The organism is Fictibacillus sp. 18YEL24 (assembly GCF_015903855.1).
In the GTDB taxonomy this organism is placed as follows: domain Bacteria; phylum Bacillota; class Bacilli; order Bacillales; family Fictibacillaceae; genus Fictibacillus; species Fictibacillus phosphorivorans_C.
Genome location: NZ_JACZDT010000001.1, coordinates 72098 through 98936, shown reverse-complemented (window position 1 = coordinate 98936; position 26839 = coordinate 72098). Strand labels below are relative to the sequence as shown.

26 protein-coding genes are annotated in these 26839 nt (G+C 39.9%); all 26 read right to left on the bottom strand.

From position 1 onward, the window contains the following. Positions 1-41 precede the first annotated feature (41 nt). The 26 genes from rbfA to HU823_RS00400 all read right to left on the bottom strand — a co-directional run bounded on the left by rbfA (position 42) and on the right by HU823_RS00400 (position 26836). The gene (gene rbfA, locus HU823_RS00525) at positions 42-425 is read right to left on the bottom strand and encodes a 30S ribosome-binding factor RbfA (protein ID WP_197220794.1); all 384 of its coding nucleotides are present in this window, start codon (positions 423-425) and stop codon (positions 42-44) included. A 31-nt stretch (positions 426-456) separates the two neighbouring features. Continuing rightward, positions 457-735, bottom strand: coding sequence for a DUF503 domain-containing protein (locus HU823_RS00520; protein WP_144700710.1), 279 nt, complete (start codon positions 733-735; stop codon positions 457-459). Continuing rightward, on the bottom strand, positions 732-3053 hold the full coding sequence (infB, locus tag HU823_RS00515) for a translation initiation factor IF-2 (protein WP_144700712.1): 2322 nt from the start codon (positions 3051-3053) through the stop codon (positions 732-734). Before infB ends, HU823_RS00520 begins: the two co-directional genes overlap by 4 nt. 15 nt (positions 3054-3068) lie before the next feature. Beyond that, positions 3069-3374 carry a YlxQ family RNA-binding protein gene (locus HU823_RS00510; protein WP_144700714.1) on the bottom strand — a complete coding sequence of 102 codons (306 nt, stop codon included), beginning with the start codon at positions 3372-3374 and terminating at the stop codon, positions 3069-3071. Next, entirely contained in the window at positions 3371-3637 is a 267-nt protein-coding gene (gene rnpM, locus HU823_RS00505) for an RNase P modulator RnpM (protein WP_197220793.1), read from the bottom strand. Before rnpM ends, HU823_RS00510 begins: the two co-directional genes overlap by 4 nt. A gap of 20 nt (positions 3638-3657) precedes the next feature. Next, positions 3658-4761, bottom strand: coding sequence for a transcription termination factor NusA (gene nusA / locus HU823_RS00500; RefSeq protein WP_066393741.1), 1104 nt, complete (start codon positions 4759-4761; stop codon positions 3658-3660). A 19-nt stretch (positions 4762-4780) separates the two neighbouring features. Next, positions 4781-5251, bottom strand: a complete 471-nt coding sequence (gene rimP, locus HU823_RS00495) for a ribosome maturation factor RimP (protein WP_137789633.1) — start codon at positions 5249-5251, stop codon at positions 4781-4783. Positions 5252-5407: 156 nt separating this feature from the next. Next, on the bottom strand, positions 5408-9709 hold the full coding sequence (locus HU823_RS00490) for a PolC-type DNA polymerase III (protein WP_197220792.1): 4302 nt from the start codon (positions 9707-9709) through the stop codon (positions 5408-5410). Between the two features lie 213 nt (positions 9710-9922). Beyond that, positions 9923-11635: a proline--tRNA ligase gene (locus tag HU823_RS00485; RefSeq protein ID WP_197220791.1), complete on the bottom strand. Its 1713-nt coding sequence runs from the start codon at positions 11633-11635 to the stop codon at positions 9923-9925. 27 nt (positions 11636-11662) lie between these two features. After that, complete coding sequence (gene rseP, locus HU823_RS00480; protein WP_144700724.1) at positions 11663-12925, bottom strand: RIP metalloprotease RseP; 1263 nt, start codon at positions 12923-12925, stop codon at positions 11663-11665. A 5-nt stretch (positions 12926-12930) separates the two neighbouring features. After that, complete coding sequence (gene dxr, locus HU823_RS00475; RefSeq protein WP_144700726.1) at positions 12931-14088, bottom strand: 1-deoxy-D-xylulose-5-phosphate reductoisomerase; 1158 nt, start codon at positions 14086-14088, stop codon at positions 12931-12933. A 16-nt stretch (positions 14089-14104) separates the two neighbouring features. Continuing rightward, positions 14105-14893, bottom strand: a complete 789-nt coding sequence (locus HU823_RS00470; RefSeq protein WP_197220790.1) for a phosphatidate cytidylyltransferase — start codon at positions 14891-14893, stop codon at positions 14105-14107. A gap of 13 nt (positions 14894-14906) precedes the next feature. Next, positions 14907-15662: an isoprenyl transferase gene (locus tag HU823_RS00465; RefSeq protein WP_144700730.1), complete on the bottom strand. Its 756-nt coding sequence runs from the start codon at positions 15660-15662 to the stop codon at positions 14907-14909. Positions 15663-15829: 167 nt separating this feature from the next. Further along, the gene (gene frr, locus HU823_RS00460; protein WP_137789640.1) at positions 15830-16387 is read right to left on the bottom strand and encodes a ribosome recycling factor; all 558 of its coding nucleotides are present in this window, start codon (positions 16385-16387) and stop codon (positions 15830-15832) included. Next, positions 16387-17112, bottom strand: coding sequence for a UMP kinase (gene pyrH / locus HU823_RS00455; RefSeq protein WP_066393724.1), 726 nt, complete (start codon positions 17110-17112; stop codon positions 16387-16389). Before pyrH ends, frr begins: the two co-directional genes overlap by 1 nt. A gap of 331 nt (positions 17113-17443) precedes the next feature. Continuing rightward, on the bottom strand, positions 17444-18322 hold the full coding sequence (gene tsf / locus HU823_RS00450) for a translation elongation factor Ts (protein ID WP_144700732.1): 879 nt from the start codon (positions 18320-18322) through the stop codon (positions 17444-17446). Positions 18323-18424: 102 nt separating this feature from the next. Further along, positions 18425-19150, bottom strand: a complete 726-nt coding sequence (rpsB, locus tag HU823_RS00445) for a 30S ribosomal protein S2 (RefSeq protein WP_144700734.1) — start codon at positions 19148-19150, stop codon at positions 18425-18427. A 157-nt stretch (positions 19151-19307) separates the two neighbouring features. After that, positions 19308-19724 (bottom strand): DUF6115 domain-containing protein, encoded by a 417-nt coding sequence (locus HU823_RS00440; RefSeq protein ID WP_197220789.1) that lies wholly within the window; start codon positions 19722-19724, stop codon positions 19308-19310. A 10-nt stretch (positions 19725-19734) separates the two neighbouring features. Then, a complete protein-coding gene (locus HU823_RS00435; protein WP_197220788.1) occupies positions 19735-20010 on the bottom strand; it encodes a hypothetical protein in 276 nt (91 codons plus the stop codon). A 17-nt stretch (positions 20011-20027) separates the two neighbouring features. Next, positions 20028-21368, bottom strand: a complete 1341-nt coding sequence (locus tag HU823_RS00430) for a DUF342 domain-containing protein (protein ID WP_197220787.1) — start codon at positions 21366-21368, stop codon at positions 20028-20030. 11 nt (positions 21369-21379) lie between these two features. Next, on the bottom strand, positions 21380-22144 hold the full coding sequence (locus HU823_RS00425; protein ID WP_197220786.1) for a FliA/WhiG family RNA polymerase sigma factor: 765 nt from the start codon (positions 22142-22144) through the stop codon (positions 21380-21382). A 29-nt stretch (positions 22145-22173) separates the two neighbouring features. Next, the gene (locus tag HU823_RS00420; protein WP_144700742.1) at positions 22174-22662 is read right to left on the bottom strand and encodes a chemotaxis protein CheD; all 489 of its coding nucleotides are present in this window, start codon (positions 22660-22662) and stop codon (positions 22174-22176) included. Continuing rightward, positions 22655-23287: a chemotaxis protein CheC gene (locus HU823_RS00415; RefSeq protein ID WP_144700743.1), complete on the bottom strand. Its 633-nt coding sequence runs from the start codon at positions 23285-23287 to the stop codon at positions 22655-22657. The genes HU823_RS00420 and HU823_RS00415 overlap by 8 nt, the downstream gene beginning before the upstream one ends. Before the next feature lies 1 nt (position 23288). Further along, a complete protein-coding gene (locus HU823_RS00410; protein WP_370629964.1) occupies positions 23289-23753 on the bottom strand; it encodes a chemotaxis protein CheW in 465 nt (154 codons plus the stop codon). Positions 23754-23764: 11 nt separating this feature from the next. Beyond that, positions 23765-25771: a chemotaxis protein CheA gene (locus HU823_RS00405; protein WP_197220785.1), complete on the bottom strand. Its 2007-nt coding sequence runs from the start codon at positions 25769-25771 to the stop codon at positions 23765-23767. Positions 25772-25789: 18 nt separating this feature from the next. Then, complete coding sequence (locus tag HU823_RS00400; RefSeq protein ID WP_144700747.1) at positions 25790-26836, bottom strand: protein-glutamate methylesterase/protein-glutamine glutaminase; 1047 nt, start codon at positions 26834-26836, stop codon at positions 25790-25792. Positions 26837-26839 lie beyond the last annotated feature (3 nt).

The following is a 26839-nucleotide window of genomic DNA, read 5'->3' as shown; positions in this document are numbered from 1 at the left end:
AAAAAATGGATAGACAAAATTAATTGCCTATCCATTTGCTATTATGGTTTCGGATGCTCTTCGTTTTCCTCGTCTTCTTCATCTTCACGTTTGATATCAGACAAAAGACTTTCGATCTTGCTTCCATAATTTAGAGATTCATCAAATTTAAAAAAGATGTCTGGTGTTTTACGCAAGCGGATTCGTTTTCCGATTTCCGTACGAATGAAACCTGTAGCTTTCGCTAGGCTTCGCAATGTTTGTTCCTTTTGATCGGCATCACCAAACACAGAAACATAAACAGTAGCCTGCTGTAAATCACCTGTTACATCTACCGCCGTAACGGTCACAAAACCTACGCGGGGGTCTTTGATTTTTCGGCCTATAATGTCACTAAGCTCTTTTTTCATCTGTTCCCCAATACGATTGGAACGGATTGTGCCCATTTTTAATACACCCCGTTTCTTGCCACTTGCCTTACAGCCACTCGATGTTTGAACGTGTAACTTCCAACTCAGTAATAGATGTAATAATCGCAAGTGCTCTTTGCAATTCTTTTTCTGCTATTATTTTGTCCGAAGAAACGGTAACCATACTTATCTCGGCGCGCTGCCACAAATCTTGATGATCTGTTTCGGATACAGCCACGTTTAATCGTTGACGAAGCCTGTTTACCGCTTTTTGAACAACTGAACGTTTATCTTTTAACGACTGTGCTTCATAGATGAAAAACTCAACCGTCAAGAACCCGATCATTTTACTTTAATTTCTTCCATGATATACGCTTCAATGATGTCGCCTTCTTTAATATCATTGAACTTTTCTAATGTGATCCCACATTCGTATCCAGCAGATACTTCTTTAGCATCGTCTTTAAAACGTTTAAGTGCATCGATCTTACCTTCGTAAGATACAACACCGTCACGAATCAAGCGAACAGTAGAATCTCTTGTGATTTTTCCTTCAGTAACGTAACATCCAGCGATCGTACCAACTTTAGAAACTTTGAAAGTCGTACGAACTTCAACTTGCCCGATAACTTTTTCTTCGAACTCTGGGTCAAGCATCCCTTTCATCGCTGATTCGATCTCTTCGATTACGTTGTAGATGATTCTATGCAGACGAACATCGACTTTTTCAGCGTCAGCTGTACGTTTTGCACCATTATCAGGACGAACGTTGAAACCGATCACGATTGCGTTTGAAGCTGATGCAAGCATGATGTCATACTCATTGATCGCACCAACACCTGAGTGGATGATTTTAACTTTAACGCCTTCAACGTCAATTTTTTGTAAAGATCCTGCAAGCGCCTCAACAGAACCTTGAACATCACCTTTGATGATGACATTGATTTCTTTGATGTCACCTTCTTTAATCTGGTTAAAGAGGTCATCAAGGTTTAGTTTTGAAGATTCTTTACGCTGTGCATCTTGTTGTTTTTTGAAGCGGGACTCACCAACTTGACGAGCTTTTTTCTCGTCAGCGAAGACCATGAACTGATCTCCAGCTTGTGGTACATCGTTCAATCCAGTAATTTCAACTGGTGTTGAAGGTCCTACCGTTTTAACTCTGCGGCCAAGGTCGTTCACCATCGCACGAACACGACCGTATGTGTGTCCAACTACGATTGGATCACCAACGTTTAATGTACCTGATTGAACGAGTAGAGTTGCTACAGATCCACGGCCTTTATCAAGCTGTGCTTCAATTACTGTTCCAATTGCAGTACGGTTTGGATTTGCTTTTAATTCTTCAACTTCTGAAACAAGGTTGATCATTTCAAGCAGGTCGTCAATTCCGTCACCTTTAATCGCTGAAACGTTTACGAAGATCGTATCTCCGCCCCAAGCTTCCGAAACAAGTCCGTGCTCAGTTAGTTCTTGCATGACTCGATCCGGGTTAGCAGATTCTTTATCCATCTTGTTTACAGCCACGATGATTGGAACTTCCGCTGCTTTAGCATGGTTGATCGCCTCTACTGTCTGAGGCATTACACCGTCATCAGCAGCTACAACTAGAATTGTGATATCTGTTACTTGAGCTCCACGGGCACGCATCGTTGTAAACGCAGCATGTCCAGGAGTATCTAGGAACGTAATCTGTTTTCCGTTGTTCGTAATTTGATAAGCACCGATATGCTGAGTAATTCCACCAGCTTCGCCTGCAGTTACCTTTGTGTTACGAATCGCATCAAGAAGCGTTGTTTTACCATGGTCAACGTGACCCATGATCGTAACGACTGGCGGACGAACTTGAAGATCTTTTTCTTCATCTACGATTTCGTAGTTTTCAAATTCAGTCTCATCAACGATGATCTCTTCTTCTACTTCTACATCGTAGTCAGCTGCGATCAGTTCGATCGCTTCTTTATCAAGTTCTTGGTTAATCGTTGCCATAATTCCAAGACCCATTAGCTTTTTAATGATCTCAGAAGTATCTTTGTTCAACTTTTTAGCTAATTCACCTACTTGAAGTGATTCAGTGAAAGTGATCTTACTTGGCGTTTCAAGAACTTTCTTCTGAGGAGCTTGTTGCTGCTGGTTTCCGCCGCCTCTGTTTTGCTTGTTGCGATTGTTGTTGTTCTTGTTGTTGTTATTTCTATTGTTGCTTTGGTTTCTATTGTTAGTATTCTTGTTGTTTGAATGATTGCTATTGCTCTTGTTTTGATTGTTGTTACTGTTTTTGTTTTGATTATTTGTGCTAGTCTTGTTCTGATTGTTTTGACTGTTAGTATTCGTGGACTTTGGTCCTTTAGCTTGTGACGAGTTATTGTTCTCTTTTTTTATTTTCATATTACTCTCTTTTTGAACTTCCTTTTTATTAGATTTGGTGTCATTACCAGGGTTGCTATTTTTCACATCTGATTTAGGGAGTTGATTTTGATTCGTTGATTTTGGTTGATCTTTATTGGTCTTTGGACGATAAGCCTCATCCAGCTTTTTAAGAGCTGCCTGATCAATCATAGACATATGATTCGCAACGTGGACATCCATCGTTTTGAGCTTTTCAATAATGTCTTTACTTTGAACATTTTTCTGTTTCGCATATTCGTATACGCGGATTTTACTCATATGTTCACCCCCGAGTTAGTGATCAAGAAGTTCCTTTAATCTCTTAGAGAATCCTTGATCATTTACAGCAACTACAACTCGTTGCTCCTTACCAATAGCCCTGCCTAAAACATTGCGATCTTCCACCCAGGCAAGATCAGTTTTGTAAAAGCGGCATTTATCGGTAACTTTTTTCTTTGTATTATCAGAAGCATCTTTTGAAAGCAGAACAATTTTCGCGTTTTGCTTTTGGATGCTTTTCACAACTAGTTCTTCACCGGATATGACTTTACCGGCTCGAGCTGCTATTCCAAGAAAGTTTTCCCAAGGAGTTGGTTTCAAGATGTATGACTTCCTTTTTCAAGCTGTTCAAATAGATCAGCTGGAATCTTTGTTTTGAGATGTGATTCAAGAACCTTTTTCTTTTTCGCTTGTTCGATACAAGCCGGTTCATGACAAAGGTAGGCTCCTCTTCCGGATTTTTTCCCTGACGTGTCGACAGAGACTTCTCCTTCTGGTGAGCGGACAATACGTGTTAATTCTTTTTTAGCCTTCATTTCTTGACAGGCTACGCATTTTCTCATCGGAATTTTACGTGTTTTCATTGTCTCCACCTCGTCTTTTCTTACTCTTCATCCTCATCAGTATCTTCGAAAAAATCACTGCGAGCGTTTGATGGATCGTACACACCTGATTCTATTGCTTCTGTTTCACTTTTAATATCAATCTTCCAACCTGTTAACTTCGCAGCTAGACGAGCATTTTGGCCTCTTTTACCAATCGCTAATGAAAGTTGATAGTCAGGAACGATAACCGTTGTCATCTTTTCCTCTTCATTCACTTGTACTTCAAGTACTTTTGCTGGACTAAGTGAATTTGCTACATATACAACTGGATCTTCACTCCATCGAACAATATCAATCTTCTCACCGTTCAATTCGTTTACGATCGTTTGAACACGTGCACCTTTTTGTCCAACACAAGAACCAACTGGATCTACTTCAGGATCAGCAGCATGAACGGCAATCTTTGAACGGTCACCCGCTTCACGAGCGATCGATTTAATCTCAACCGTTCCATCATAGATCTCTGGCACTTCAAGTTCGAATAAGCGTTTTAAAAGACCTGGGTGAGTTCTTGATACTAAAATTTGAGGACCTTTTGTCGTCTTTTCAACTTTAGTAATGTACACTTTGATGCGGTCGTTCGTGGTATGAGATTCACCAGGCATCTGTTCAGCAGCAGGTAGAAGAGCTTCCACTCTGCCTAGGCTGACATACATATAACGGTGGTCTTGTCGTTGAACGATTCCTGTGATGATATCTTCTTCACGATCAATAAATTCTGAGAAGATGATCCCTCGCTCTGCTTCACGAACGCGTTGTGTTACTACTTGTTTAGCTGTTTGAGCAGCAATACGACCAAAATCTTTTGGTGTAACTTCTTCTTCTACTATATCTTCTAATTCATAGCCAGGGTTGATCGCTTGAGCTTCTGCAACTGAGATCTCTTGACGATCGTCCTCAACTTCTTCAACCACATTTTTTCTTGAAAAAACACGGATACTTCCTGTGTCTCTGTTAAAATCAACACGAACATTTTGCGCTTGATGAAAATTGCGCTTGTACGCAGAAATAAGGGCAGCTTCAATCGCTTCAATAATAACTTCTTTACTAATCCCTTTTTCTTTTTCTAACAATGTAAGTGCATCCAAAAGCTCGGTACTCATTTTTCTTCTCCCCTCTTCATTAAAAAACAACCGCAAGACGGGCGTTGGCCACTTTAGCATAAGGTAACTCTACCTTTTTCACTTGCGTTTTCACTCTAATCTCCATGAACAGCGTTTCACCGTCAAAGTCTTTTAAAAGTCCTTCGTATACTTTTTCACCGTTTAATGGCTCGTAAAGTTTAATGTTTACATTTTTGCCGATAGCATTTTTCACATCTTCAGGTTTCTTTAATGGTCTTTCAACACCTGGAGAAGATACTTCTAAAAAGTAGGGCTGTTCGATCGGATCAAGTTCATCTAGTTTTTCACTTAATTGTTCACTGACAGTCCCGCATTCCTCGATATCAATTCCACCCGTGGAATCGATATATACACGGAGAAACCAGTTTTTACCCTCTTTAACAAATTCAACGTCAACAAGTTCAAGTCCTAGTTTTTCAACGATTGGGGTTACAAGCTCTGTTGTGAGCTCTGTAATCTTCTGACTCATTGCTGCCCTCCTTCTTACTGAATGACCTCAAAACGTAACGAAAGAGTGGGGAGCCCCACTCTTTCGCCGACAGTTATTCATTCAACAGTATTTCCAAAAATACTATACCATAACCAATAAAATACTGCAACTGATCAAGCCTTCAAGAAGCCCTTGTTAAAAGAGCGAAAGCTGGTTTGCATCAGGCATTCCTTCTAAACATCCTTGATCATCTAAGTACTCAATAATGGTCTTAGACAACTTCGCACGCTGCTGAAGATCTTCTTTAGAAAGAAATTCACCTTGCTCTCTTGCTTTTACAATGTTTAATGCTGCGTTCGTACCTAATCCTGCGATTGAATTGAAAGGCGGAATCAATGTGTCCCCTTCTACTAAGAAGTCTGTTGCGCTCGAGCGATAAAGATCGATCTTCTGAAACGATAGCCCTCTTTCACACATCTCAAGAGCTAACTCTAGAACAGTTTGCAAGTTCTTCTCTTTTGTAGAAGCATCAAGACCTTTAGCAGAGATCTCTTCGATCTTTGTCTTTAATGCTTTGGATCCTCTGATCATAGACTCCACATCAAAATCATCCGCTCTTACTGTAAAATACGCCGCATAGAACCAGATTGGATAATGAACTTTAAAATATGCGATACGAACGGCCATCAATACGTATGCTGCCGCATGGGCTTTAGGGAACATGTATTTGATCTTCAAACATGAACCAATATACCAATCAGGGACATCGTTCTTCTTCATCTCATCGATCCACTCATCCGGCAGACCCTTTCCTTTACGTACACTCTCCATGATCTTAAAAGCAAGCGACGGCTCCAAGCCTTTATAGATCAGGTAGACCATGATATCATCACGACAGCCGATAACGTCTTTTAGCACACAAGTGCCGTTTGCGATCAATTCGTTCGCGTTATTAAGCCATACGTCGGTACCATGAGATAGTCCTGAAATCTGTACAAGTTCAGAGAAAGTACTTGGTTTTGTTTCTTCAAGCATCTGTCTTACGAACTTTGTTCCGAACTCTGGAATACCTAACGTACCTGTCTTACACATGATCTGTTCTTCCGTTACTCCTAACACTTCTGGGCCTGAAAAGATTTTCATCACTTCTGGATCAGAAGCAGGAATGGTCTTCGGATCAATACCGCTTAGATCTTGAAGCATACGGATAACGGTCGGATCATCGTGCCCGAGTATATCAAGTTTTAATAAGTTATCATGAATCGAGTGAAAATCAAAATGAGTCGTTTTCCATTCCGATCCACTATCATCGGCTGGGAACTGAACAGGACAGAAATCATAGATGTCCATATAATCTGGAACAACTATTATTCCTCCTGGATGCTGACCTGTTGTTCTCTTTACTCCTGTACATCCAGCTACGAGTCGATCAACTTCTGCCGATCGGATCGTTAAGTTATTGTCTCCTGCATACCCTTTTACGTAACCATAAGCCGTTTTTTCAGCTACGGTACCTATTGTCCCTGCACGATACACATAATCTTCACCGAACAGTTCTTTCGTGTAGTTATGTGCTCTAGGCTGATATTCACCTGAGAAGTTCAAGTCGATATCAGGGACTTTATCTCCTTTGAAACCAAGGAACGTTTCGAACGGAATATCTTGTCCATCTTTAATATAAAGCACTTCGCATGTTGGACATTCTTTATCAGGCAGATCATAACCAGAACCAACAGAACCATCGTTAAAGAAATGGGACTCTTTACACTTCGGACAAACATAATGAGGAGGCAATGGATTTACTTCAGTGATCTCCGTCATTGTCGCAACAAACGACGAACCGACTGATCCACGCGATCCTACAAGGTATCCATCGATCAACGATTTTTTTACAAGTTTATGTGAGATCAAGTAAATAACGGCAAATCCGTGTCCGATGATACTCTTTAATTCTTTTTCCAGCCTCTTCTCAACAAGTTCAGGAAGATTCTCACCATAGATGCTTCTTGCTCGGTTATAACTCATGGAGCGTACTTCTTCATCTGCGCCCTCGATCTTTGGTGTATATAGATCATCAGGAATCGGTTTGATCTCCTGAATCATGTCGGCGATCTGTCTCGTATTTTCACAAACTATCTTTTGAGCTCTTTCTTCACCTAAGAAAGAGAACAGATCCAACATCTCATCTGTAGTTCTAAAATGCACTTCTGGAAGAGTTTGTCTGTTCAGCGGATTCGCTCCACCTTGAGAAGAGATCAAGATTTTTCGATATATCGCATCTTCAGGATTTAAATAATGAACGTTTCCTGTTGCGACAACCGGTTTGTTCAATTTCTCTCCAAGCTGAACGATGTTAGACAGGATCTCTCTTAAGTTCATCTCATCTGCGACTAATTCTCTTTCGATAAGGTGATAATAGTTACTTGGTGGCTGAACCTCTAAGTAATCATAAAACTCCGCGATCTTTTCAACCTCTTCGATCGGTTTTTGCATCATACCCTCAAACACTTCACCTTTATCACAAGCTGAACCGACGAGTATGCCTTCTCGTAGTTTACTTAACCGTGATCTCGGAATACGTGGTGTTCGATAAAAATAAGATAGATGAGATTCGGAAACAAGTTTGTATAAATTTTTCAGCCCTTCTTGTGTCGCAGCTAAAAGTGTACAGTGAAACGGCCTTGATCTCTGAAATCCACCTTGCCCCATGTTATCGTTCAAACGATCGTGATAGAAGATATCCTTTTCAAACGTCTCTTTTAGAAGCTTCCATAATAGATAACCCGTTGCTTCAGCATCATAGATAGCTCGGTGATGCTGGGTGAGTTCGATATCAAACCTTTTACAAAGTGTGTTCAATCTATGATTCTTTAATTGTGGAAGCAGAAATCTTGCCAATTCAAGTGTATCAATTACAGGATTCTTTGCTTCCCCGAGACCTATCTTGCGTAATCCTTCGTTCAAGAAGCCCATGTCAAAGCTCGCGTTATGAGCTACTAGGATATCATCACCCATAAATGCGTGAAAATCGCGAAGCACTTCATCTATCTCTGGTGCGTTCTCAACCATATCATCTGTAATTCCAGTCAATTCAATCGTGGTTTGAGATAGGGATTCATGTGGATTTGCAAACCTTTCAAAACGGTCAATGATCTCCCCGCCACGTATCTTTACCGCTGCAAGTTCAATAATTTTATTGTATACAGCTGATAAACCCGTCGTCTCAACGTCAAAGACAATATATGTTTCGTCTGTTAGTTTTCTCGGTGCCTCGTTGTATGCGATCGGTACACCATCATCTACAAGATTCGCCTCAAGTCCGTACAGAATCTTGATTCCGTTTTTCTTTCCTGCACTATAAGCTTCTGGAAAGGACTGAACACCAGCATGATCAGTTATTGCGATTGCTGGATGACCCCATTTCTTAGCTTGTCCCACTAAGGTTGAAACAGAAGATATTGCATCCATCTGACTCATCGGGGTGTGAAGGTGAAGCTCAACACGTTTGTTGTCTTCATCCGCAAGATCTTTTCTGAACTCAGGTTTGATCTCATTAATATCGTTAGCGATCATGACTAGATCTCTTACAAACGTATCATTCTGTATTCCGCCTCGAACTTTTAGCCACATTCCCTTTTGAATACCTTGAAGGATAGGAATATCTTCTTTGTCACGAGAGAAAATTTTAATCAATAGAGAATCCGTGTAATCGGTAATCTTGAATGTTAATAGTGTACGTCCGCTTCTAAGCTCTCTCGTTTCGGAATGAAAGACGTAGCCTTGAATCGTTATACGTCTTTCTTCATCTTGGATCGTTTGGATCGGTACAGGTTCATCCTTGATTGAATAACCGATCATAATATCAGTTCTTGCTGCAGGACCTTCAGATCGATTAGCAGCTTTCTCTTTTTCAACTAAAGCTTCCATTACTTTATTCTGATCTTCTTGTTTTCTTTGTTCGATAAACTTTTGAAAATCTTCTTCAGAGTGTTTAATCTCTGTTTTAACCATTACAGAATGAAACCCAAACTGACTGTACATCTCCTTAATAACAGGAGAAAGCTTTCTTTGCACAAGTGCTTCTTCCGCATCATTTCGTACGGTCAGACACAAAAAATTGCCTTCCGCAATAGGATTTTGCGTAGAAAGCATACTTCCTAAACTTGGTGCTGCTGATTCTACTAACTTTTCTTTGCACAGCGGCCAAAAGTTAAGAAGCTCTTCGGCTTGAAAACTCTCTTTCGTTTGAAGAGAAAAAGACACTGTAGCAATATGCTGAAAAGTTTGGCGCAGGCTAGCACTAAACCAAGCGTAACTATCAGGGGTTAATGGACGTAGAAGTCCTATGATAAAATGCCAGCTTCTATTCGTCTTATCTATCGTTAGTTTTTCGATCGTTCCTTCCGAAAAACCTACTTTCATCTCATCAGGCATACCTAGTTGTTCTAAAAGAAGCGAAAGCCTTTCTTGTCTGATCTGTTGATCATTTCCGCTCATACGAACCTCCTTTTAAAGGGGTTTAATTATGTTTTCACATGACTAACCAACACAATTCTTAAACATTTCTCTATTAATTATACTATAGCTTTAATCAGTCAGCCTCGATTACCATCATAAAGATTAGAACTCTATTCGTACAGTGCAAAGAGAAAGGCACCTCTTAGATAAGAGGTACCTCCTCTATAGCAACATCGATTTAATCACAATCTACTAATTCTTAAGCTTGTCCCACTCATTTTTAATAAAGCTGCTTAGTTCAGAAACTGGCACTTCGAAAGATTCTCCGCTTTTACGTATTTTCACTTCCACGATTCCTTCTGAAGCACGTTTTCCAACCATAACACGAATTGGAAGTCCGATAAGATCGCTATCTGTAAATTTCACACCCGCTCGTTCAGGGCGATCATCATATAAACAATCAAATCCATCGTTCTTGATCTGCGTGTAAAGTTCATCGGACAGTGCTGCTTGTTCTGCGTTCTTACTGTTAACAGCAATTAAGTGAACATCGAACGGCGTTAATGATAACGGCCAGATCAAACCTTTCTCATCATTGTTCTCTTCAGCCACGGCTGCTAATGTACGTGAGACACCTATTCCGTAACAACCCATGGACATGATCTGATTCTTACCGTTTTCATCTAAGTAAGAGGCTTTCATCGGCTCACTGTATACTTTACCAAGCTTGAACACATGCCCGACTTCAATTCCTTTAGCAAAAACGATCGTCCCTTTACCATCTGGTGACAGATCACCTTCTACTACGAAACGAAGGTCAGCTGTTTCATTACATTCAAAATCTCTATTTGGATTAACATTTGTATAATGATAGCCTGTTTCATTTGCACCACAAACTGCATTTACCATATATGGAACTGCTTGATCAGCGATTACTTTAACTTCTTTTGAAGAATGAACTGGTCCGATAGATCCGTGTTCAGCATTCAACCATTCTTTTGTTTCTTCTGCTGTAGCTAATTCTACTTCTTTAGCAGAAAGAATATTCTTAAGCTTGATCTCATTAACCTCATGATCTCCTCTGACTAACACTAAAACAGGTTGTTCATCAGCGATATATAGCAATGATTTAATCACTTTGGATGGTGAAACTTGTAATAGATTTGAAACCTCTTCGATCGTTTTCGCGTGTTTCGTTTCTACTTTCTTAAGTTCCATAAGATTTTCAGATGAACGGTCTTCACGAAGAACAACTGGAGCCATCTCTATGTTCGCTGCAAAATCTGAATCCGTTGAATACGCGATAAGATCTTCACCAATTTCTGATAAGACCATGAACTCATGATTATCTTTACCACCGATCGCACCTGAATCCGCTAAAACCGCACGGAAGTTTAGTCCACAACGGCTAAAGATAGCAGAGTAGGCGTCTTTCATCGCTTCATACGTCTCATCAAGACTTTCTTGCTTATCATGGAAAGAGTATGCATCTTTCATGATGAACTCTCTTCCGCGAAGCAATCCGAAACGGGGACGTTTCTCGTCTCTGAACTTTGTTTGAATCTGATATAGATTAAGAGGAAGTTTCTTATATGATTTCACTTCGTCTCGAACGATGCTCGTAATCACTTCTTCATGAGTCGCACCAAGAGCGAAATCCCGCTCATGTCGGTCTTTTAATCTCATTAGTTCAGGACCGTAGCTATACCATCGGCCACTTTCCTGCCAGAGTTCAGCAAGCTGCAGTGCCGGCATCATCATCTCTTGTGAACCAGCACGATTCATTTCTTCTCGTACAATATTCTCTACCTTATGAAGCACCTTTTTCCCCAATGGAAGAAAAGAATAGATACCAGCAGCATTCTGACGGATAAAGCCAGCTCTTAATAAGAGCTGGTGACTTTTAACATCTGCATCTGCAGGAACTTCTCTTAAAGTTGGCATAAACAACTGACTTTGTCTCATTATCTCTACTCCTCAAATCATCCCTAATTAACCAAGAAAAATTTTCTGTATATCATTCCATGTAACAACTAGCATCAATAACATTAGAAAAGCAAACCCGATAAAATGAACCATTCCTTCTTTTTGCGGATCGATCGGTTTCCCTCTCAAAGCTTCAACTCCTAAGAACAGAAGTCGTCCTCCGTCAAGTGCAGGTAGTGGCAACAAGTTAAAGATCCCTAAGTTGACACTTAAGATAGCTGCCCACTGCAATAGCATGTAAACACCAGCTTTTGCAGCTTGATCTGTATACTCATAGATTCCAAGTGGTCCAGAGAGCTGATCTATGCCATGCTGACCCGTTATCAGTTGTCCGAGTCCTGTAAATATAGCCGTTGTCATAAACCATGTTTGTTTAGCGCCATATTCTAATGATCCAACAAAAGAGGACTCAGTATATGGATGTGCTCCGATAAACCCTTCGTTCTTATCATCAGCACCTTTACGAGAGCCAAGCGTGACAGGAACCACTTTCTCTTCTCCATCACGATTAATCGTAAACATTAACTTTTCACCAGGGTTTTCTTGAATGACAGACACTAACTCTTTCCAATCGTCCATCTTCTCGCCCTGAACTGCAATAATTTTATCACCTTTAATCAAACCTGCTTTATCGGCACCTGCTCCTTCTTGAAGGGTACCTAGTCTTGATTCATTAGTCGGAATACCTTGCATGAGTGAAAATACGACCAAGATCACGAAAGCAAGCAAAAAGTTCATTGCAGGACCAGCAAAGATTGCTAGTGTTCTCTGCATGATCGTCTTCGATCCAAACTGTCGGTTATAAGGTGCGATCTGCATCTCCTGGTGATCAGCTACAAATAGCGCATCTTCTTTTACTTTGTAAGTAGATGTGCCTGAGTCTTCATTTTCAAAACCTGTTACATACAATTCACGTTCTAGATCAGCGTTTTCAATCGTGATCGTTTTTTGCACAGGGTATTTTTCACGGTGATTGACAACGATTTTCTCCACTTCATTTGCTTGGTTGAAGATCAAACCAACTCTGTGACCTGCCTTAAGTTCAATACCTTCCGGATCTTCTCCAGCCATACGTACGAACCCTCCAAGAGGTAAAAGACGAATCGTGTAGACTGTCTCCCCTTTCTTGAAGGCAAACACTTTCGGGCCGAATCCAATAGCAAACTCACGACACAAGATGCCTGCACGCTTTGCCAGCAATAGATGTCCGAGTTCATGAAAGAAAATTAAAGCACCTAAAATGATGATAATGGCTATCACAGTGTTCATTCCCATTACCTGCCTTTACTAAGTAGTGACTCCACATATTGACGAGTCCTATTATCTGTTTCCTGTATTGTCTCAAGGTCTGGCGTACTGACGTTGGACAAATTCTGCATAGCTCGTTCGATCATCTCTTCAATCTCAAGAAACGAGATATGACCATTAAGAAATCGTTCAACCGCTTTTTCATTCGCTGCATTTAAAATGGTCGGCATCAAGCCTCCAGCCTTACCTGCTTGAAAAGCAAGTTTTAAACACCTGAACCGGTCATAATCCATTTCTTGAAAATGTAACTTTCCAACTTCCCATAAGTTTAACCTTTTCCCGTTTATTAATTCAAGTCGATCGGGATATGTAAGAGCGTATTGTATCGGCACTCTCATATCTGGTTGTCCTAAATGAGCGATAATGCTTGTATCAACAAACTCTACCATAGAGTGTATGATGCTTTCCTTATGTAAAATGACGTCTATTTTCGAATAATCAAAGGAAAATAACCAATGAGCTTCAATTACTTCTAAACCTTTATTCATCATTGTCGCAGAATCGATCGTGATCTTCGCACCCATCGACCAGTTTGGATGGTTCAAAGCTTCTTGAACTGTAACGTTCTTTAATTCTTCACGAGTACGGTCTCTAAAACTTCCACCTGAAGCAGTTAATATCAACTTCTCCACACGGTTCGGGTCTTCACCGTTCAAACACTGATAGATCGCTGAATGTTCTGAATCGACCGGAAGAATTGCGACGTTATGTTTCTTCGCTTTTTCCATAACAAGATGACCTGCTGTTACTAACGTTTCTTTATTAGCTAAAGCGATCGTCTTTTTTGCTTCGATGGCTTTTAATGTGGGAAGTAAGCCTACACTGCCGATGACTGCGTTCACAACAACTGTTGAATCAGTAGAAACTGCGGCCTCGATCAATCCATCCATACCTGAGACAACTCTTGTAGATGAACTTACCTTCGAACGAAGTTTTTTTGCATCTTCTTCATTTTGAACAGCACATATTTCAGGTTGAAATTTGAATATGATCTTTTCAGCAGCCTCAATATTCTTACCTACAGACATCGAACTCAATTTGAACTGTTCCGGATGAGAGGCGATCACATCTAAGGTCTGAACGCCGATCGAACCTGTTGCACCAAGTAAACTAACTGATTTCATCCTATACCTCCTAGCGTTATCCTATCAAATGAAGCACGTGGAGCAACGGGAATACAAATAACGCACTATCAAGTCTATCTAATATCCCGCCATGTCCAGGAAGCAGAGTACCAGAATCTTTCACATCGTAGATTCGTTTGAATGCCGATTCTGCCAAGTCTCCTATCTGACCAAATATACCTACGATAATGGATATCAGTAGAATATTAGACAAAGACATATCCACAAAATGAGTAAAATAGCTGATCAACCCTACAACAAGACTAAAAAAGATACCTCCGACTGCCCCTTCGATCGTTTTGTTTGGAGAGATAACCGGCCAAAGTTTTCGTTTTCCAATCGATTTTCCAACAAAATAAGCGCCAGAGTCTGTTGCCCATATCATGAATAGGATTAAGAATAAGAGTTGGACTCCACCTTCTAAAATTCTCGTTTCTAGTAAATAGAAAAACCCAAAACCTACGTATATAGCACTAAAAAGCACAAACGAAATATGATTGTAATCTGTATTGTTCTTTTGTACAACAGTTACGACTAGTAATAGAAGAACTGCAAGTATAATGGCATCAGTTTTAGTAAAAGGTTCTAAAGTACTCATCCAGTCTTGTGGTAAAGCGATCAAGACTGCTAATAAAAATCCGATTCCCCCTACGAAACTTAGCTCCATCCTTTTCATACGCAATAATTCAAACATGCCAATCCCAGTTAGCAATAGTATTAATAGTGAGAACGGCCAGCTTCCATAAAGGGTAATCCCTATAAATAAAACGGCTGCGATTACACCTGTTATTATCCGTTGTTTCATAAGTCCTCCTTAATTAAACACCGCCATACCGCCTGCCTCGTCCGGCAAATTGTGATACAGCTTCTCGTAGATGCTCTTCAGAAAAATCTGGCCATAACACTTCAGTAAACCAAAATTCAGAATACGCAAGCTGCCATAGCATAAAATTACTTAATCGAACCTCACCACTTGTACGAATCAAAAGATCCGGGTCGTTGAGATCATGCGTCATTAAATGCTGTTCGATCATTGAATCATCGATTTGTGATGGCTCTAACCTTCCTTGTTTCACCTCAGAAGCTAAAGCTTTAACTGCAGCTGTAATCTCATCGCGGCTTCCATAATTAAGAGCGAAGTTTAAGATTAAACCACTGTTGTTCTTCGTCTTGTGAATTGCTTCATCTACAGCTTTTACCGTGTGTAGTGGTAATAATTCCTTTTTACCCATTATTCGCACTTGTACGTTCTCTTTAATCAAATCTGGAAGAAAAGTGTTTAAAAATTCTCCAGGAAGTTTCATTAAAAAGTCAACTTCTTCACGTGGACGTTTCCAATTTTCAGTTGAAAACGCATAAAGAGTTAAAACTTCTATCCCGATCTTATTCGCTTCTTTAACGATTTTCCGAACGGTTTTCATCCCTTCATGATGGCCGGCAATCCGTGGCATAGCTCGTTTCCGTGCCCACCTTCCGTTACCATCCATAATTATGGCTACATGTTTAGGGATATTTTCTTCTTTGAATGTATGGTTCTCCGGACTTTTTTTCTTAAAGAAAAGCTTGTCAAGCATGTATAAGCCTCCATCTTCTTAGACTTCATGAAATCCACCTTTTAGTAAGGTGTTCTCCATATGCCAATCACCTTATCAATTAAAGTCTAGCAAAATGGTGATATTGTCTAATAAAAAAGCCCCCTTTTATAGAGGGCTTTTTATATTTAATTGTACATGGAAAAGCTTTATACTTCCATGATTTCTTTTTCTTTAGCAGAACTTACAGAATCAGCTTCAGCTGTGTATTTATCAGTTAGCTTTTGAACATCATCGTTATAGCGACGTAGTTCGTCTTCTGTAATCTCAGCTTCTTTTTCAAGTTTCTTCAAATCGTCATTCGCATCACGACGAACGTTTCTTAAAGCCACTTTCGCTTCTTCAGCAAACTTTTTAACAAGTTTAACTAGTTCTTTTCGGCGCTCTTCTGTTAGAGCTGGAATCGCAATTCGAATCACTTGACCATCGTTAGAAGGTGTTAGACCAAGATCAGACTTTAGGATCGCCTTTTCAATATCTGCCATTGCAGATTTGTCGTAAGGCTGAATCACTAAAAGTCTAGCTTCTGGAGTTGTTACACCTGCTAATTGATTGATCGGAGTTTGAGTTCCGTAGTAATCAACTTGTACTCTGTCTAATAGAGAAGGGTTTGCTCTACCTGCACGAAGTGTTGAATATTCGCGTCTTAGAGCTCCGATTGCTTTTTGCATCTTTTCTTCTGCTTGAGTTAAAACTTCTTTTGCCATTAGTTTCTCCCCCTTATAACGGTTCCAATTTTTTCTCCGGCAACTGCTCGTTTGATGTTTCCTTCTTCCATGATCGAGAAAACAACTAACGGGATATCATTATCCATACATAGTGATGAAGCTGTTGTATCCATTACTGCTAGTCCATCTTTTAAAAGATCTAGATACGATAATGTCGTATACTTAACAGCGTTCTCATCCAATTTCGGATCTGCTGAATACACGCCATCCACGTTATTCTTAGCCATCAAGATGACTTCTGCTTCAATTTCTGCTGCTCTTAGTGCTGCAGTCGTATCTGTTGAGAAGTACGGGTTACCCGTTCCTGCTGCAAATATGACAACGCGCTTTTTTTCAAGGTGACGAATGGCTTTTCTTCTGATATAAGGTTCTGCAACCTGACGCATTTCTATTGATGTTTGTACTCTTGTTTGAACCCCGATGTTTTCAAGACTGTCTTGAAGGGCTAATGAATTCATTACAGTGGCAAGCATGCCCATATAGTCTGCTGAAGCACGGTCCATTCCCATCTCACTGCCCGTCTTACCACGCCATAGGTTTCCGCCGCCTACTACTACAGCAACTTCTACGTCGAGTTCAACGATTTCTTTTACTTGTTCTGCAATTGACTGAACGATTTTTGGGTCGATTCCAGATGTTTGTTCACCTGCTAGTGCTTCTCCACTTAATTTCAAGACGACTCGTTTATATTTTGAAGTAGTCATTTGTCCCTCCATCACCTAAAAAAATGTATTTACTTTGGTGTTAAGGCTTTTCGTGTAAAGCTTTGTTGCTTATGAAAGAAGTTAATTTCCGTTTCAGGTGCTCGCTTTCCGCGGGGCGACCGGTGAGCCACTTGCCGCTTTGCGCCTTTAAGTGTCTCACCTGACCGCTCGTCCTAGCCAAGAGTCTCGCACCTTACACTTCAATCAATTAGTCAAAGATGTCTTTATCAAGCACAAGCAGCAATCTTTTTTTTGAAAACCATTAATATACCAAGGTTATTTCTGTAAAAAAAGAGGAACACAACGTGCTCCCCTCTTTTTCTAACTGTGCTTACTTTTTAACTTGAGACATTACTTCTTCAGCGAAGTTGTCTTCACGCTTCTCAAGACCTTCTCCAACTTCAAAGCGAATGAAGGCTTTAACAGTAGCACCTTTGGAAGCTACATATTTACCAACTTTTTGATCTGGATCTTTAATGAAAGATTGGTCGTTCAAGCAAATATCTTCGAAGTATTTACCAAGACGTCCTTCTACCATTTTAGCTACGATGTTTTCAGGCTTTCCTTCGTTAAGTGCTTGTTCAGTTAATACTTTACGCTCACGTGAAACTTCTTCTTCACTAACTTCGTCACGAGAGATGTATTTAGGGTTTACAGCTGCAACGTGCATAGAAACGTCTTTCGCAACTTCTTCTTCTGTCGTTCCTTCAACAACTGAAAGAACTCCGATACGACCACCCATGTGAAGGTAAGCGCCGAATGCTGCGTTCTCGTCTTTTTTCAAGATTTCGAAGCGACGAAGTGTAAGCTTTTCGCCGATTTTAGCGATTGCTGCGTTGATGTAGTCATTTACTGAAGTTCCGTTAAAGTCAGAAGCTAATGCATCTTCTACTGAAGCAGGCTCTGTAGCCAACAAGTGGTTACCTAACTCAGCGATTAAGTTTTTGAAGTTTTCGTTTTTCGCAACGAAATCTGTTTCAGAGTTTACTTCAAGGATAACTGCTTTGTTTCCGTCAACGATTACAGAAGTTAATCCTTCTGCTGCGATACGGTCAGCTTTCTTAGCAGCTTTCGCGATCCCTTTTTCACGAAGGTAGTCGATTGCCGCCTCCATGTTACCATCTGTTTCAGTTAATGCTTTCTTACAATCCATCATTCCTGCGCCAGTTTTCTCACGCAATTCTTTTACCATTTGTGCTGTAATAGCCATGTGTTTTTGCCTCCTTATGGGATATGTAGTGCTAGTTGTGCTTTTACATAAAAAGGGTGATAAAGGGTCATCCCCTCTACCACCCTTGAGCATTCCATTTAATTAAGCAGTAGTTTCTTCTTCAGCTGCTTCAGCTACTTCTTCTCCGCCTTGGTTAGCTTCGATGATAGCATCTGCCATCTTACCAGTAAGAAGTTTAACTGCACGAATTGCATCATCGTTACCAGGGATAACGTGATCAACTTCGTCCGGATCACAGTTCGTATCAACGATAGCGATGATCGGGATGTTCAATTTACGAGCTTCTGCAATCGCGATGCGCTCTTTACGAGGGTCAACTACGAATAATGCGTCAGGAAGCTTGTTCATGTCTTTGATTCCGCCTAGGAACTTTTCAAGACGCTCCATTTCCTTCTTAAGAAGAATAACTTCTTTCTTAGGAAGAACTTCAAAAGTACCGTCTTCTTGCATTTTTTCAAGATCTTTTAAGCGGTTGATACGCTTGCGGATAGTACCGAAGTTTGTTAATGTTCCACCTAACCAACGTTGGTTGATGTAGTACATGTCAGAACGTTCAGCTTCTTCCTTAACTGAATCTTGAGCTTGTTTCTTAGTTCCAACGAAAAGGATCTTTCCGCCGTCAGCTGCGATGTTACGCATAACATTGTAGCATTCTTCAACTTTCTTTACCGTCTTTTGAAGATCGATAATGTAGATACCGTTTCTTTCTGTGAAAATGTAACGAGACATTTTCGGATTCCAACGGCGAGTCTGATGACCAAAGTGTACACCAGCTTCTAACAATTGTTTCATTGAAATTACTGCCATAATGGCACCTCCTAGGTTTGTTTACCTCCGTTTGTTTCACCTTTGAGCAATAACTGACTTAGTCAGCACCACATTGCTCAAATCCGCAAACGTGTGTGATTAACACCGAGAAATAATATAACATGTTTCGTGCAATTTCTGCAAGTCTTTTTGCTTGTTATCGATAAAATTTTAAAAGCAACTCTACTTCTCCTTTTCCTCGGTGCAGCATTTTTGCAATTTCTTCAGCATTATAACCTTTTTGAGCTAATGTTAATACTTCGTTTGTCTCTTTAGAAAAATGTTTATCGTCAGACTCTTTCAGGTCTGTCACGGTCTCTTCTGATTCTATAATTGTGCTCTCATCCAGATCTTTTTGCTGATGATTCTTCTGAGTGAATTTTAGAATCATTTCATGCAGGCGTTCATTTTCTATCTTCATTTCTTCTGTAAATAGCTCAAGAAGCTCTTCTACTTCTTCACTTGTTTTAGAATCATGTGAGTTACTTTGTTTTTGAAATTTATTGGACAAATTAAAAATTAAATATAAACATACTATGTTTAGCAAAATACTTATGAAAATTAAAGCGTACATTGCACTCATCCTAACCTGAATAATCGATTTTACTTCCTTTATAAGGATGACTCGAACTCTTTGAACTCGTCTTTTCTTGCTGATGCTGATTATTTGTATGAAACAAACTTGATTCAGTAGCTTCTTTTTGATTGACCCGTTCTGCTTCTAACTTGTCTTTTTTTCGTATTTCTTCTGAAGTCTGCTGTTGTTGAAGAAGTCCTCTATTCATTACATCAATACTTGCTTTTGAAGCATCAAGTGTTCTTGGAATCGCAACCTGAAGCTCGATTAATTTAAGGCTCACAGCATCACATCCAATTCTTATAGAGTGTGAACAACAATTTCCTTCTCTTCTATGAAAACTTTCGCAGCAATATATGAAGATTGAATTTTACGTTTGTATTTTCCGATCGAGATCTCAACATTGGGATGAAGTGTGCCGTTAATATTTATTGAAGACTGTAATGAATTTTTATATTTTTCGATCTCCGTTCGATGGGCTGAAATCTCTTGTTGCGATTGAGAAATCGTGTTTACAATTCTATTTATCGTTTGTTGCTCTGTATTTTTTTGAATTAACACGATCTTTAAATGATTTAATTTCTCTAGATTCTTTTCTAGTTCAAGAATTTTTTGTTCATGATGTATGATTTCTTTTTCCATTCTATCATTAGTCTTTATGTATAATAACGTTTTGGAGTTCGTTTCGTTACCTATGTTATTCGCTGAGATTCCTTTTCCTGCAATACAGGTGCCACCGGATATATTTCCTTTCCCACTCGTACATGTAATGGTTGATCCCGCCTCACAATAACTGTGAAGAATCGTTTGTTCTACTCTTATGGTTCCTTTTGCGTATACATTTCCTTGACTGATATAAAGGGAAGTGAAGTCTCCACCACAACGAACTGTTCCTTTTCCTTGACCTAAAACACCGCCTCCGATAATAACACTTCCGTCAGAAATAATATCTGCTGCTTCCACGACGCCTTCTACTCGAACATCGCCTTTAGCAGATATTTTAAATCCTGAGGGTATGTCCCCGGTTATATGTACATTTCCAACAAAATCAATATGACCGGTCTTTAAGGAAACATCACCACCTACTCGATAAACGGGATAGATATTTACACGATTATTTTGGAACGTTACTTCTCCACTCGCTGATGCATAGACACATTGCTCACTTTCGTTATATACAGTATTCTCACCATTTTTAACTGCCATATCTTTACCTTTTTTTGCAGGTATCACTTTTCCAAAAACACTTATTCCTGGTATGCCTTCAGTAGCGTTTTGTTTTCTTGCTACGATTTCTCCGAACTCAGCTGTAGGAATTGTAAAAAGACGTTTAAAATCAAGCTTCACATTTTCGTCTGTATCAATTTTCTTCTCGTTTGTGAGAGATGGTATAAGTCTTGCAGACTCTCCATCTCTCGGGAGTTTCCCGTTTGCTATCTCAGCTGGAAATACAAAACTCTCTAGATTTTCAGCGACTAGACTCAATACTTCGTTTCGAATTCCATGTCGGATACCTTTCGATTCGATCCAAGCCAAAAGTCTAGGAAACGTGACTTCACCTGATGGGATTTCAACTCCTTTTTTTAGTAAAAGAGCCTCTGTTTCACGATTTTCCAATTTAATATGAAACCATTGATCCATATCCCTACTCCTTACATATATCGTTGTAGAACCTGTCGGATTCTAAAGAGTGCTTTTGAGTGTATTTGAGATATTCTGGATGTAGATAGACCGAGTACTTGTCCGATTTCAGTTAATGTTAATTCCTCAAAGTAGAACAAACTCACTACAAGCTGCTCTTTCTCAGACAATTCCTTGATCACTAATGCGAGCTCACCATGAAGTTCTTCTTGCAGCAAGCTATTTTCAGGTGTGATCGCTTTTTTATCTTCAATCGTGTAACTAACTTTTTCACGACTTTCTGTTTCTTTGTTCTCTTCATCAATCGATAAAACGTTAGCAAGAAAGCTTTCAGACATAACGGTTGTTACTTCATTTTCTGAGTATCCTAGTTCATCTGCAACTTCTTTTGAGCTAACAGAACGAAGATTTTCTTGTTCTAACCTTTCGATGGCAGCTTCAACTTTTTTTGTTTTTTCTCTTAAACTTCTTGGAAGCCAGTCTTCTCTTCGTAAGCCGTCTAAAATCGCACCACGAATCCGAAATGAAGCGTAAGTATCAAACTTCAGGTCTCTTTCAGGCTCAAACTTTTTCAGAGCATCATATAACCCTAGCATACCGAGGGATCGGAGTTCATCTTTGTTAACACTTTTAGGCAAACCAACCGATATACGTTGTACGTGATAATTGACAAGTGGTAAATACGCACGCATCAGCTCGTCACCTGCTTCTCGATCACGACTCGTGTTCCACTTTTCCCAGCAAGATTGTTCTTCTAATAAAGATGGCTCCGTCATGGTAATCCTCCTCGTTTTTTTGTTTTTATTTAGATTACTTTTGTTCCTGCATTAACCGTTTTAATCGTTAATAAAGTGTTCTCAGGGTTGAACTCGATCGTCCTTCCACTAGAACCTCCCACATCGCTTGCTAATAATGGAATCTTTAGAGCTGATAGCTCTTCTTTTACACGTTCAACGTTTCTTGGGCCAATTCGCATCATTTCACTTCCTGAGGTAAACTTAAACATCTGTGCGCCCCCAGCAATCTTTGCTTTTAAGCCTTTTCCGTTGGCACCACTCTTGATCAACATGTCGTAAAGACTCTTAATCGCCGTATCCGCATATTTCCCTTCATTCAACGTGGGAGTTTTGGAAAGTGATGAATCCGGAAGCATGATATGCGCCATCCCTGCGATTTTTTTTACTTGATCAAAAAGTATGACGCCGACGCATGAACCAAGACCTGTTGTTCTAATTGTGTTTGGAGGGGAAACGAGGTTAATATCAGCGATTCCCACCTTTATGATTTCACTCATCCAACGGAACTCCTAATGCATGAAAAATTTTTGAGAAGGATAAAGGGTCAGGCAGCAGAAAAAAGTGACCTTTTACCTCGTCTTGTCTTTCTATATCTGTAAAAGCTGTATCGATAACAATGGCATAATCACTTACAGCAGATATTTCGAACAGTCCAAAACTCAAGATCGCTCCTGCCATGTCAATGCTTGTTGCAGGAACAGACGGCTGTAAATTGAGCCCTGTAAAATCAGAGAATGATGTCAGATATGAACCCGATAGAATGTTTCCTACTTCCTGAAGAGCAGATAATGCAATGTCAGATTCATCTCCGTTCGATAAATTCACTGTTTGGCCGACTAATAAATCTTCTAAAAGCTGCTCAGCTTGCTCGACAGGAAGCATGAAGAACATACATCCGGGAGCATCCCCTACGATTCTTAAGAAAACGGAAGCCACAACGTTCTCTGCTCCGCCGACCATCTCAGATATTTCTTCAAATGAGATGACATTCACTGAAGGAACTTTCATATCGACAGCTTTGTTCAACATCGTCGACAAAGCTGTCGCTGCATGTCCTGCTCCAATGTTACCGATCTCACGTAAGACATCTAGATGGATAGGCTTAATTTTCAGAAAATCCATCTTAATGGATACTCTCCTTAGTTGGTTGGACATCCAGTTTTTCTGGATTCAAAACCTTCACGAGGTCAAGCAGGATCAATAGTCGCTTTTCAATCTTTGCAACTCCTTGGATATACTCAGCATCTACACCGCCCACTACTTCAGGAGGTGGCTCGATCGACTCTTTATCAAGATCGATTACGTCGTTCGCTGCATCTACAATGAGTCCTGCTTCAATCGTACCTACAGACACAATGATGATTCGAGTCGTATCCGTATGGCTTACTTCTTCGATCTCGAATCGAGAACGCAAGTCAATAATGGGAGTAACGACTCCTCTTAAGTTAATTACACCTTTTACAAACGATACTGTTCTTGGAATTCTTGTGATCGGTTGCATTCTTTCGATCGATTTCACGTGCTGAACAGGAACTGCATATTCTTCATCTTTTAATTGAAATATGATTACTTTTTCTTCATTCATCATGATTAACCACCTTATTTAATGAGTGCGTTGCAATCGAGAATTAATGCTACTTGTCCATCTCCTAGAATCGTTGCGCCAGAGATAGCAAATACCGATGTTAAATACTGACCGAGTGATTTCAAGACGATCTCTTGCTGTCCGATAAACGAATCAACTACTAACGCAGCCATCTTATCTCCTTTTCTTACTACGACTACAGGAACGTGCTGACCCGATCCAGTTGAACCAGGGACTTCAAAAATATCTTTCATGTTCACAAGAGGTACCACTTTACCTCTAAAATCGATCACTTTCTGATTATGAGCGGAAAGGATTTCTTCTTTTCTAATAATAGCTGTCTCAATAATTGATGATAATGGGATCGCATATTTTTCACGACTGATCTCAACGAGCATGACAGACATGATCGACAGGGTAAGAGGAAGCTGTATGGAAAAGATCGTTCCTGAACCTTCCGTTGAATCTACAGTGATAGAACCACCTAAAGATTCAATTTTGTTTTTTACAACATCCAATCCTACTCCTCGTCCGGAGATGTCAGAAACAACATCTGCTGTAGAAAAGCCGGAAGCGAACAATAATTCAAAACACTGCGTATCGGTCAAATTTTCAGACATTTCTTTCGTGAGTATTCCATTTTCGATCGCTTTACTTAATACTTTTTGTTTATTTATACCCGCTCCATCATCTTGAATCTCAATAAACACGTGATTTCCGCTATGAAAAGCTCTTAAATAGATGGTACCTGTTTCATTTTTACCTTTAGAAGAACGTACACCTGGGTTTTCAATACCATGGTCAATCGAGTTTCTAAGTAGATGAACAAGTGGGTCACCGATCTCATCGATTACGGTTCGATCTAGTTCAGTTTCTGCTCCTACGATCTCGAGGTTAACTTTTTTACCAAGATCTTTTGCTAATCCTCTGATCATTCTTGGAAACCGATTGAAGACTTGCTCTACTGGAACCATTCTCATCGTCAGGATGATGTTTTGCAGATCTCCTGACACACGAGACATTCGTTCAACAGTCTCATTCAGTTCCATACTTTTTAATGATTTTGAAATCTCTTCTAGCCGACCACGGTCAATGACAAGTTCTTCAAACAAGTTCATGAGCTGATCAAGCCTCTCGATATTGACACGAATAGTTTTCCCGCTGCTACCAGCATTTGAAGTTTGCTGTACTTCACTCTTTTTATCTTGCGGTGATACTTCTAGTTGCTCTAATTTGTCATTCTCTTCCCTCTCGGGATTAGACGATATGTTAAGTTGATCTGCCTTAATATCAATCACTTCTACTGCATCAACCTCAGAAACTTTTAAGATACGTTCTTTAACGTTTCCGGCGGATTCTTTCGTAAGGATGGAAAGAGTAAAATGTGTTCCAAATTGTTCTGTTTCTAGCATATCTACCGCTGGTAACGTCTTAATGATCTCACCGATCTGTTCGATCACTTCAAACACCATATATACTCTGGCTGCTTTTAAAATACAGTCTTCTCTTAATGAGATCGATAATTCGTATGCATGAAATCCTTGTTCTTTTGATTGAATGATGATCTGTTTTTCATATTGATCATAATCTTGCAATGAACCGGCTTCATTGTTCGCTTCAACTTGCATCGATCGTGGAACTTCTCCCTTTTCAAGTGCCTCTAACTCTTTCACTGTCTCAGCAACATCACGTTTTCCGCTGCCGCCTTCTGAAATTTCAACTACCATCGCTTCTAAGTGATCAAGTGAAGCGAAGAGTACATCTAGAACAGAAGATGAAACGTCTAATTTGTTGTTGCGAATCGCATCTAGAACATTTTCCATACAATGAGTAAGGTTAGCTAGATCTTCATAACCCATCGTAGCCGACATTCCTTTTAATGTATGAGCAGAACGGAAAATCTCATTGACAATTGAAAGTTCACCTGGTGTTTTTTCCAGCAGAAGTACTTGTTGATTAATAGACTGTAAATGCTCTTTGCTTTCTTCAATGAATATGTCGAGATATTGTGTCATTTCCATCGTATGATTCCTCCTATTTTACAAATGGTTCAAAATTGCTGATCCAATTGACTCTAAATGAACAATTTCATCTACTTTTTTCGTAAGAACCGCGGTCTTTGGCATTCCATAAACAACGCAAGACTCTTCTGCTTCTGCAATAACTACAGTTGAACCCGCTTCTTTTAAATCTACGATCCCTTCGGTGCCATCAGAGCCCATACCCGTCATGATAACAGCGATCTTTTGGTAGTCTTTAAGTTTGCTTGCAGAACTGAACAGTACGTTTACTGCTGGTCGATGTCCTCCTACAGGATCATCTTTATGTAACGAAACGTACAAGCGCTCCATTTTCTCGTAAAGTCGTACATGAAAACCACCCGGTGCGATGTAAACATAACCTTTTTGTAACAGCTCATGGTCCTCCGCCTCTTTTACAGAAACGTTCGATAATGAATTCAATCGATCTGCTAACGATCTCGTAAACCCTGCGGGCATATGTTGTACGACAACAACAGGTGCATCTAAGTCCGTCGGAAGCTTTGTGATCACTTGTTGTAATGCTCTTGGACCGCCAGTGGATGTACCGATCAAGACCAGCTTGTCTTTGTATTCTCTCTTTAGAATTCTCTTCTGTACATTTTTTTCAAGTTTATATGGTGACGGTGCTTTTTTTGCTGTGATATTTGCTTTTGAAGACGTTATTACTTTTTCTATTAAACTATTTTTTACTTTATGTAAATCTAGGGATATTGCGCCAGATGGCTTAGCGATAAAATCAATAGCTCCTGCTTCCATAGCTAGAATCGTATTTTCTGCACCGACTTTTGTTGTGCTCGATAACATGATGATCGGAACAGGGGAGCTGTTCATGATCGTTCTTGCAGCATCAATGCCATTTAAAACGGGCATTTCAACATCCATCGTGATAACGTCTGGTTTTAATTTTATTGTTTTATCAATTGCTTCCTGTCCGTTTCTAGCTGTATCGATCACCATAATTCTAGGATCTTCACTTAAGAACTCTTTGATCAGCTTCCTCATAAAGGCAGAATCATCTACAATTAGTACTCTGATCTGTTTCATGCA